This window comes from Pedobacter sp. 01N416 (assembly GCF_056399685.1).
Window position 1 is genome coordinate 1 of the sequence record NZ_JBFTRT010000235.1, and the last position, 10969, is coordinate 10969.

Below are 10969 nucleotides of genomic sequence, written 5' to 3' on the forward strand. Positions count from 1 at the left end.
GACATGATGCAAAAGCCACTTCACATAGGCCGGCTATAGCCAATAAAATCCAATTCATAGTTAAATTATTTGCCTGTTAAGGTATTATTAACAAATTAACCGTTTCCTCATTGGTAGGTGATCAAATATATTGTGATCTAGGCGGATCGGCCAGTTTCTGCTTTATCCTTTTACCAGGTCATTGATATACTGCTGTAGCGTAATTTTTCCCTTTACAGCGTTCTTCGGCACCTCAATATGATTAGCTGCTATTTCGGTCATAGCCGCGTAAGACGCAGCAGCCTCATCAGAAAACCCCGCTGATTTAAAAGCATCAGTCCATTGCTGCTTCGGAATTACTTTTACGCTTACCTTCTTGCCCAGTGCATCAGAAAACCCGTCCGCCACATCCTGTGGCGAATAAAGTTCCGGGCCTAACATAGCATTCAACTCCGGTCCGTTCTTGGTTGTCATAAACTTTGCCGCCAATTCCCCGATGTCACGAGGCGCGACCATCGGTATTTTAAGCGTTTTGGGAAAGAACGATATAAGTTCACCGGTTTCTTTTATGATCGGCAACGATGACGCCCAATTGCTCATGTAATAAGCGGATCTGATGATCTGATAAGGATATCCAAGAGCCCCTATCCCTTGCTCCAGCTCATATAACGTATTGAGATCACCAATCCTGCTGCCAGGCTGTGCCCCTAGCGTCGAGGCAACAACTATCTTTTCTGCCAGTGTTCCTTTTAAGGCTTCCACTAAGGAAGCGACCGTTTTCCTTTCCTGAAGGTCCGTGTCTGTCAACGGATCAGCAGGCGGATTCAATATAAAAATGTTTTTTCCAGTTTGAAAGATCTCGTGCAAACCTTCAGTGTCATAAATATCTGCAACTGCAAATTTTGCTCCTTTAGCTTGCCAATCAGCTGCAGACTTCGAGCTTCGAGAAATAATGGTTACCGCCTCGCCGCTTTTGAGCAAGGCATTAGCTAAGGCAGATCCGATCTGCCCTGTTCCTCCAGAGATGATGTTCATAATGCTATAGGTTAAATTTCGTAATAGATCAAAACTACAAGCTAGTGTGACAACTCTCTGTCATAGGTGCTTTCAACTTCGGATTTTTTATTAACCGGTGTGTGCTTAGACAAATTAAGAAGCTGAAATAAACAAAAAAAGCTGCAGCGCTAGGGATGTATGCTTTCTTCTGCCAGTCTGTTGAGGTATTGGGAGATCGTCATTTTATGTGGCTCAAATCTTTCGGCAAGGATATGAAAGGACTGGAACCGGTCAACCCTAAAAAAACGGTAATCCTTGCGCAACCGGCAAAAGGCAAGTAACAACCACTTGTTTGCTGCATAAAACAAAGCAAAAGGTTCAACCACACGCTCTGTAATTTCATTTTCTTTTAAAGCACAGTATTGGATTTTAATGAGCTTATAATCGGTTAGTGCCTGTTGCAACTCAGCTAAATGACTACTCAATGGCCTCTCGTCGTTATTAACATACACTTTTACACGTTCAGAGAGGAGGTTCATTTTCTCTTTTTCCGCATAATGCAGTACAGCTTTTACCTTGTCTGTCGCATTGCGGTAATTTCTAACCAGTGAATCATCGTTATTACCGGCAACGAGTTTTTCAGCGGTGATAACAGCAGCTGCTTCGCTTTCTGTAAACAACAATGGGGGGACTTTATAACCCTCAACCAACGAAAATCCTTTTCCTTCTTCCGTAAAAACCGGAACACCGGCCTCCTCCAACAGCTTGATGTCTCTATAAACAGTTCTTGTGCTAACCTTAAACCGGGTTGCAAGATCAGTTGCGTTTACAATTCGCTTGGTCTGCAAAACGGTAAGCAAGGCAATGAGCCTGCGTAAACGGGTAGCACTGCCAGATTGGTATTGGTTATTTGACAACATATGGACAAGACATAAATTAAATATCTACATTATTGGCTATTTTAATATATCGCGTTCTATTTAGGCATCCTTCAACTCCTTTTGCAGTTTCCTGCTCAGTTTCTGATCTTCCGTAAGAACTGAAGAGACTGTTTGGATTCTGTTGCATCCTGTTTCCATTTGCTCAAAAGGTTCTGGCTGATGCCCAGCTCATCAGCAATCTCTTTTATAGCCCCTCGGCTATTGGATAAATCTATAGACGCTTTCTTAAAGGAATCATCAAACACTCGTTTGCTCATCTATTCAAATTTAAATTTTCTGTTCAAATCTGACAAATAAATCCCTCTAGTTAAATGTAGCAACGCTAATCCCCTTGATGTGGGAGGGCAACAAAACCTTAGTCTTTCAACATATGTGTCAGAAAAAAAACCATATGAAGTATCCGCTAACACTTGATTTATTTAAAATTGATTAATTAAATCACTAACCAAATCTACTTATGAGAAACAAAATTTCATGTGTGCTCACTGCAGCACTATTATTTGCCGGCTGCTCAAAAAATCAAATCAACGATGCAGAACTGTTAATTCCGCAAAAAACGATCACAGCGCTCAGATCGGACTCCGTTAAGGGAAGCATGGCAGCGCTCGCCGTACAGGGTACTGCCGAAATTAACGCCTCTACTGTACAACAGTCTATAAAAGGGTTCGGTGGAGCCAATATTGTGGCATGGACGGGGGACTTGACAAGTACCCAAAGAAGTACAGCATTTTCACCTACAAACGGCATCGGTTTAAGCATCGTCCGCGTACGTGTCCCAAATTCCTCCACAGAGTTTTCTGCTGAAAAAGCAACTATTGATGCATGCAAGTCATATGGGGGCTCTGCTATCGCCTCAGCATGGTCGGCACCCGCATCGATGAAGACCAATGGAAGCGTAGTAGGTGGCAAAATCAAAACAGCTTCTTATTCTGCCTATGCCGCACATTTAAGTGCGTTCAATAGTGCAGTTGGCGGCCTTGCCGCCATTAGTCCCACGAATGAGCCGGATTATCAGGTCAACTACGAATCTATGGAACTTACAGCTCCGGAAGTAGCCGACTTTGTTGCTGCACAGGGCAGCAATTGCGGCGCACCGATTATGGCACCTGAACCATTTCAAATGAACCAGACTTATATTAATACCTATCTCAGTAATGCAACTGCAAAATCAAAAACCAGTTTTGTATGCGGCCACATTTATGGTAAAACGCCATATAACCTGGGGAATATTGGCAAACCAGTGTGGATGACCGAACATTATACCAATTCGAGCATAAGCGGGGAAGATTGGCCAAATGCAATGACAGCAGCCAAAGAAATCCATGACTGTATGAATGCAGGATGGAGTGCATATGTATGGTGGTATATCAGAAGAAGTTACGGACCKATCAGCGAAAGTGGCAATATTCAAAAATTAGGTTACATCATGGCACATTACGCCAGATATGTCCGCCCGGGATATACCAAAATCAGTTGTACTTCAAATCCAAGCACTGGTGTTTATGTTACTGCATACAAAAGTGGGACAAAATTAGTGCTTGTTATCATCAACCAAAATACAGCTGTTACTTATCAGCCCTTTAGCTATACGGGGATTTCAGTTAATGGATTCAACCGCTATTTTACAACAAGCACAACAAATCTTGGCTCAAACAGCTTCGCGGTTTCGGGCGGAAGCTTTGGCATTAACCTTTCTGCATCAAGCATTACAACACTTGTATCTTATTAAAAATTGCGTTTCCCTGGCCAAATGGTCAGGGAAATTCCATTCATTTATTAAATCAAACCACAGATCACTTTTGTTTAATCATCAAACGCTACCTCCCGAAAGCAAAGGCGATTTTAATAATAAACTCGTATAATTATTCAAAAATCACATTTAGTTCAAATTAAAGAAATTTTTATTTTTGCATAACACCAGCTCAGCGTCAATGGATTTAATCAGCGCTTAGTGGATACTGTGCGGAGTGGTGCGAAAGTCCATGATTTCCGTACCATACGCCGATCGGTAACCGGGGAAGGCCTGCATGTTTCCATTACCATCTCTCCGATTACTGATGCTGAGCAAAAATTGATAGGCATTTCCCAAATGATCCGCGACATTTCAGATGAGTATACCGCTGATGAACAGCAAGCTACACTGGCAGCCATTATTGAAGGATCCGAAGATGCAATTGTCTCTAAAACGCTGGATGGTTTCATTACCAGTTGGAACAAGGGAGCACAAGGAATTTTTGGCTATTCTGCATCAGAGGTAATCGGGAAGCACATTACCATCCTCATCCCTCAAGACCGGATACATGAAGAAGATTACATTATCAATAAGGTAAGAGCAGGCCAAAGAATCGAACATTACAAGACAGTACGCCTGGCCAAAGACGGAACTGAAATACCTATATCGCTTACCGTATCACCCATAAGGAACAAGCAGGGCCGCATTATTGGGGTAAGTAAGATTGCACGTAACATTACAGCCCAAAAACTTGCCGATGAAAAGCAGGCCGCATTGGCTGCCATAGTGGAGAGTTCCGATGATGCCATCGTAAGCAAAACGCTCGCGGGCATAATCACCACATGGAATAAAGGGGCTGAAAATATTTTCGGCTATAGCGAAAATGAAGCCATTGGCCGCCACATCTCTCTATTGATCCCGCCAGACCGTCTTGATGAGGAAGAACGTATCATAGGCAGTATCAAAAGAGGTGTAAAAATAGACCACTTTCAAACCATAAGGATAAGCAAGGAAAACAAGGAAATCCAGGTCTCCTTAACAGTTTCCCCGATCAAGAACAGTGATGGGATAATCATTGGCGCTTCAAAGGTAGCCAGGGATATCACTGCCCAGAGAGAATCAGAAAATGCCTTAAAAAGCAACTCCCAAAAGCTCATGATCCTGAATTCGATAGGTAAGAGCATCAGTGAACAACTGGATGTTAATGTCATTTTGCAGAAAGTGACCGATGCGACAACAGAACTTACCGGGGCGGCATTTGGCGCTTTCTTTTACAATAAAATCAATGAGGAAGGTGAATCTTACATGCTCTATACGCTATCGGGCGCTCCCCGTGAGGCGTTTGAAAAATTTGGTATGCCCCGTAATACAGCAGTATTCCACACCACCTTTAGTGGTGAGGGGGTCGTGCGTGTAGACAACATCAGAAAAGATGAACGTTATGGCAAAATGGCTCCCCATTTTGGGATGCCCGATGGACACCTCCCTGTGGTCAGTTATCTGGCCGTACCTGTAATTTCCTCAACAGGGAAAGTAATCGGCGGACTTTTCTTTGGTCACCCAGAACCTGGCATATTTCTGCAGGATCATGAAGATCTGGTGGTTGGGGTTGCTTCTCAGGCAGCCATAGCACTCGATAACTCTAAACTTTTTGAAGAGGTTAAAACCCTTAGCCTTAAAAAGGATGAATTTATAGCCTTGGCTTCCCACGAACTCAAAACACCACTTACCTCTATGAGCGGCTTTCTTCAGGTGCTTCAAAAAACAGCTTCGGATGGTCTGAACAAAGTTTTTTTAGACAAGGCGATCAAGCAGGTAGACAAACTCAATATCCTTATAAACGACCTGTTTGACATTTCCAAAGTCCAGGCTGGCAAATTACAGTTCAATTTTGAACGGCTGGACCTTGGTGCACTGATCGGTGATATCTGCGAAACATTTGAGCAGACCGTTCCCGGACACAATTATATTTATACCCGCGAAGGAGACCTTGTATTGCAGGGAGATAAAATGCGGATGGAACAGGTAATCACAAACCTGATTGGTAATGCAGTAAAGTATGCGCCCCACTCCCGGGATATTAATATAACGGCTGTAAACCATGACCATGAAATAATTATTTCCGTGATAGATTATGGCGCAGGGATTCCTGCGACCGAACAGATCCATATATTCAGCCAGTTTTACAGGGTAAGAGAAAAGGACCGGAATATATCCGGACTTGGACTGGGCCTTTACATTACCAAGGAGATTATTGAACGCCATGGAGGGCGGATATGGGTGGAAAGCGAGCCCGGCAAAGGTGCTGCATTTAAATTTGCAGTCCCTAGTCTGTAACATACACATTAAATCTAATATAACAAAGACAAACACAAATGAGCAAAAAATTAGTTTATGTCCTGGAGGACGACGCGGATATCAGTGAGGTGGTCAGTTATATCCTGTCCGAAGAAGGCTATGAAGTAAATGGCTGCCCTACCGTTGCGGCGTTCAACCATATGATCTCACAGAGATTGCCTGATATAGCGATTCTTGATATCATGTTGCCCGACGGTAACGGACTGGATATCTGCAGGCAATTGCGCATGGATGAACGTACCTCAGTCATTAATATCATCATGATGTCTGCCAACACTACCCAGAACGAAATTATGGGTTCGGGCTGTGGCGCAGAATTTATAGCAAAGCCCTTTAATATCGACCATTTCGTTGCCCGGGTAAACCGGTATGCTTAAATTGGTTTAACACCGTTTCCAATACTGAAAAATGTTACAGTTTTTGAGGTTGGTAAAAAACTTGACAATTGTAACCCTGATATGAGTTGACAAATTGTCGACGGTTCAGCTTCCTCTAATAATAAGGACGATTCGATTAAAATATTATCTTAATTTTTAAGTTATGCTAGTTTTAAAGGGACCGGTCTTGGCGGATTTCCAAAATAGAAAGTTTGGAGATGGATAGCTAATGCCCGGAATATGGCATTGTAAAAAGATAACTAGTTAAAATACGTCCTTTTAAAAAGCAACGCAACAAAATAGTACCACCTCAATGTGTTCTGTTGAAAAAGATGGAACAATTAGCGCTGCATTATATATATTTGGATAATCTCCAGATCAAGAAATTGTAACCCAAAATTCCCGAATGACAAGAAAACCTACGAGCGGCCCCATCAGAAATAAAGAATGGACAAAACAAAAACTTCTGGCCGCTGTTGGTAAAATCTTAAAAAACGACGGTTTTACCGGCTTAAACGTTAGCAAAGTAGCATTAAAAGCCGAAGTAGACCGAAAATTGGTTTATGATTATTTCGGCAGTATGGAAGGCCTGGTAAAGGAATACCTGAACAATAGCGATTTTTATACTGCAAATATCGATCAGTCAAAAGAAATAATCGAGCAAAACAGAAGCGATCAGGGCAAAGGAATGTTGTATCATTTATTGGAAGATCAGCTCGATTCTTTAATTGCAAATGAAGAAATGCGAAAGATCATCAGTTGGGGGGTGTGCGAAAGTTCAAAAGTATTAGAGGAGTTGAATGAGAGACGTGAATCCCTGGGAGAGCAGTTTTTTAGTGAACTTACTGACGAATACTTTAAAGGCAAAGACAAAAACATCAGGCCGGTTGCTGCCCTTCTAATAGGGGGTATATATTACATTACCATGATTGCTCATACGAATAACGGCCTGATCTGTGGAGTTGATATCAGGAAAGAAGAAGCACAGGCCGAAATAAAAAAGACCATTAAACAAATCATTGAATGGGCGTACCTGTAGCCATTCCTAAATAAGTTTGTAGTACAATCAATTAAATGAAAGGCTCGTCTCTCTCAGTTCCACAAATCTTCATTAAAAGCCACGAAATTCCCATGATTTTCCGCAGCTTTTTCCCTTCTAATACAATTCTTTTGTATGATGTGTTTTATGGATTTATAGCGCATAATTGGCGAGATCGCGAACAGGCAGATTTCTCCAAAATCCAAACCAAATAAACGTAAAAAAGACGCTTATAAAAGATTGCTTTCTCCTATTTAGCTTAACATCTTGGAATAAAGCAGGAAAACGAGGAGTTTACCCCCTAATTTATATTAGATTACCCCTCACTACAAGCACATTTTTTATGGTTAATTTGTTTCAACCAAGTATAAAAATCTGGTAAACTACCAGAAGTATCTTTTACAATTTCTTTTAATCCTTACCGCTGTTTAGGCAGCAGCAGCAAGGAATGGGCATGTGATTACGGGATAAACCAAAAGCCTTATAACCAGATCGTTTTAAAAGGATGAACCTTTTTAAACAAGGTGATTAAATAGTTTTTATTGATCATAAAAAGAGGGGCTCACCTAAACGAGTGGCATATGTCCTCTTTAAATAACCAAACGAACATGTTCATATGCCTGTTCATTCATTCTTACCTAATTTTATGAAAACAAAATCTTTTACTTTACCCTCAGCCGGCATATTGATGCTTGGATTTGTTTTATTTTTTGGCAGTTGCAGAAAAAACGATCTTCCTGATCCAGACAGCAAGGATCAGCTTTCGGTGAAAGGAAAACTGAGCGCAATACCGCCAAACGAAACCCCGCTGTCCGTAACCAATGGCACCTTTTATATTGTGAACCGCAAAAGTGGAAAAGTACTCGATGTTGGTGGTTTTAAAACTGCTGACGGCTCGAATGTTTCGCAATATGGCGGTACAGGCGGAACAAATCAAAAATGGACCCTGACCCTACTTCCTGGTGATTACTATTCAATTATTGGTGTGCATAGCGCCAAAGGACTTCAGGTAGACCAGGCGGGAACAGCTGATGGGGATAATGTGAATATATCTACCTATTCGGGCGCTACGAACCAGCAATGGCAATTCACCTCATTGGGCAACGGGTATTACCGCATCATTAACCGAAACAGTGGTAAGGACCTTGAAGTTGCCAACCAGTCAATCGTTGATGGTGCCAATGTTGCGCAATGGGCTTACAATGGCGGAGAAAACCAGCAATGGTCTTTGTTAACGGTCAATGCAGGCGGTCAACTGAATTGGGTGCTTAACAGTACAGGGGTACCGGCTGACGTGGTCACCCGAATTACCCACGCCATGAATGACGCCTGTGCAAGATATAATGCTGGCGCCAATTGGCCCGCCCGCACACTTACTGTGCAATATAACACAGGTGTGCCCACAGCTGATGGCAGTACCAACGGAAACATACGTTTTGGTGCAAATACCAGTTACCAGAATGTGCGTACGGCAATGCACGAAATTGCCCACACCTATGGCGTAGGCCTAAGCACCGGATGGACATCAAATACCAGTACGGGGGATTTCTTGGGCGCAAACACAGTTGCACTTGTTAAAATTTTTGATGGCACTAGTGGTGTAATACACACAGGAGGCGGGCATTTTTGGCCTTACGGTTTAAACTATGACAATGAATGGAGTGAAACAAATGCCTTCAGACATGTAAAATTAGTTTTTGCAATGCGATCAGACGGGATGTAGAGAAACAGAGCTGTAGCTACTATTGAATGGAAGAGGGTGTATCATAAAAGCGATTTCACCTCAGATGCTGTCATGTTGAGCCTGTCGATGAAAATCGGGAGGCTCTCTACAGGAGTCCTCCGGACAGGATGACAAATCTATATTTATGATACAACCTCTTTTTAAAAAGATATTGACAATAAAGAACGCTGATATTTTTTCATTTCCCGAAGATTTGGTTAATAACACTTCGTTCACTTCGATTCGGATATTTGTTCTGTTTTAATTTAAAGGTCTTTATCTTTATGGGCCTTCCTTTTTTCTGCCATATATTCGGATGGTGCTACATTATATTTTGCTTTAAACGACTTAGCAAAATAATTAGGAGCGCTAAAACCAACCATATAACATATCTCTGAAACGGTTTTATCGCTTTTCTCTAATAATACGGCTGCTCTCTCCAGCTTAACAGATCGGATAAAATCAACAGGCGTTTTACCCATTACCTGCAAACACTTTCTATACAAAGATACCCTGCTCATCCTCATATGCTTACTTAAGTCCTCAACAGACAACTCAGGTTTATCAAGATTTGCATCAATATAAGGCAATACTTCGTTAAGGAATTTAACATCTGTAGATTCGATTTCTATTTCCGGTGCCTGAATACTGATCTGTCTGGAATAAGTTTTCTTAAACGTTTGATGAAGCGTGAGCAGATTCTTTATTTTTGAATGTAAGATTTCAAAATTAAAGGGCTTGGTCATGTAATCATTCGCTCCGGTTTCYAAGCCTTTAAGCTGCTCTTCTTCAGCAGTTAAAGCTGTTAGTAATATGATCGGGATATGTTTGGTCCTGTCATCCGCTTTCAGTTTTTTACATAATTCAGTGCCATTCATTTCCGGCATGTTTATATCTGAAACAATAAGATGAGGATGCAATGCAAGGGCCTTTTGCCAGCCTTCCTTACCATTCGAGGCCTCTACTATCTTATAAAAAGACCTTAAGTTATCTTTAAGGTAAAACCTAAAATCCTCATTATCTTCAATTAACAAAACAAGAGGCACATTTGTTATGCAGGTATCCATCTCAGAACACTCACTTTCATCCTTTTTTCCATCGGAACATAATTGTTTTTCAGTGGTTATGGAGCTGTCATAGGCATGTTCATTACTTTTTGTAAGCGGTATGCCTATAATGGTTTCATTTGATTCTGCATATGGCAATTCAGCATATTTAACATCATTTTGCTCCTGCACCGAAATTGAACTGGAAGCGAGTCTTAGGTGTACGGTAAAACAAGTTTCTAAACCCGGTTCACTTTCTACCAATATTTCACCTCCGTGCATTTTCACAAACTCTTTGGTGATGGACAAGCCAATTCCTGATCCCTGGTTAAGGATGGATGAGGATGTTTCATTTTGAAAAAACCGTTCGAAGATCATTTCCTGCCTATCTTTTGGTATCCCAATTCCTGAATCTATCACTTTTATCTCCAATGAAACCCAGCCATCTTCTCCCTGATGCGGCAGCTTTTGTAATTCAACACTTATGGCTCCTGCTGATGGCGTAAATTTAAATGCGTTTGAAAGTAAATTGAACAATATCCGTTCAATCTTATCGTGATCAAACGATACATATAGATTTTCAACAGCACTTTTAAAAGCAAACTTGATCTGCTTGCGCTCTGCCAGATCATAAAATGAGTCTGTTGCATCTTTAATAAAGGATACAATTTCGCCATCGCTCTTATGTAATTGCAATTCCTGCTCTTCCATTTTACGGAAATCGAGCAACTGGTTTACCAGGTTTAATAAACGCTTTCCATTCCTTTTTATCATGGCC

Annotated in this window: 9 protein-coding genes; 5 read left to right on the plus strand and 4 right to left on the minus strand. The window is 41.5% G+C overall.

From position 1 onward, the window contains the following. Positions 1 to 162 precede the first annotated feature (162 nt). The 3 genes from AC1DND_RS14210 to AC1DND_RS14220 all read right to left on the minus strand — a co-directional run bounded on the left by AC1DND_RS14210 (position 163) and on the right by AC1DND_RS14220 (position 2173). Positions 163 to 1014, minus strand: coding sequence for an NmrA family NAD(P)-binding protein (locus tag AC1DND_RS14210; RefSeq protein WP_477582505.1), 852 nt, complete (start codon positions 1012 to 1014; stop codon positions 163 to 165). A 149-nt stretch (positions 1015 to 1163) separates the two neighbouring features. Continuing rightward, positions 1164 to 1895 carry a helix-turn-helix transcriptional regulator gene (locus AC1DND_RS14215; protein WP_477582507.1) on the minus strand — a complete coding sequence of 244 codons (732 nt, stop codon included), beginning with the start codon at positions 1893 to 1895 and terminating at the stop codon, positions 1164 to 1166. Between the two features lie 95 nt (positions 1896 to 1990). Further along, positions 1991 to 2173: a transposase gene (locus tag AC1DND_RS14220; RefSeq protein WP_477582509.1), complete on the minus strand. Its 183-nt coding sequence runs from the start codon at positions 2171 to 2173 to the stop codon at positions 1991 to 1993. 200 nt (positions 2174 to 2373) lie between these two features. On the opposite strand from AC1DND_RS14220, the gene AC1DND_RS14225 reads away from it, so the two are divergent. From AC1DND_RS14225 to AC1DND_RS14245, 5 genes are all read left to right on the plus strand, one after another. Continuing rightward, positions 2374 to 3645, plus strand: coding sequence for a glycoside hydrolase (locus AC1DND_RS14225; protein ID WP_477582511.1), 1272 nt, complete (start codon positions 2374 to 2376; stop codon positions 3643 to 3645). Positions 3646 to 3867: 222 nt separating this feature from the next. Next, positions 3868 to 5985: a sensor histidine kinase gene (locus AC1DND_RS14230; protein ID WP_477582513.1), complete on the plus strand. Its 2118-nt coding sequence runs from the start codon at positions 3868 to 3870 to the stop codon at positions 5983 to 5985. 38 nt (positions 5986 to 6023) lie between these two features. Further along, the gene (locus tag AC1DND_RS14235; protein WP_477582515.1) at positions 6024 to 6383 is read left to right on the plus strand and encodes a response regulator transcription factor; all 360 of its coding nucleotides are present in this window, start codon (positions 6024 to 6026) and stop codon (positions 6381 to 6383) included. A 406-nt stretch (positions 6384 to 6789) separates the two neighbouring features. Next, positions 6790 to 7422 carry a TetR/AcrR family transcriptional regulator gene (locus AC1DND_RS14240; RefSeq protein WP_477582517.1) on the plus strand — a complete coding sequence of 211 codons (633 nt, stop codon included), beginning with the start codon at positions 6790 to 6792 and terminating at the stop codon, positions 7420 to 7422. Positions 7423 to 8068: 646 nt separating this feature from the next. Continuing rightward, positions 8069 to 9145, plus strand: a complete 1077-nt coding sequence (locus AC1DND_RS14245) for an RICIN domain-containing protein (protein WP_477582519.1) — start codon at positions 8069 to 8071, stop codon at positions 9143 to 9145. A 266-nt stretch (positions 9146 to 9411) separates the two neighbouring features. On the opposite strand, the gene AC1DND_RS14250 is transcribed toward AC1DND_RS14245, so the two are convergent. After that, positions 9412 to 10969 (minus strand): hybrid sensor histidine kinase/response regulator transcription factor (locus tag AC1DND_RS14250; RefSeq protein ID WP_477582520.1); only part of this gene is annotated, 1558 nt, incomplete at its 5' end.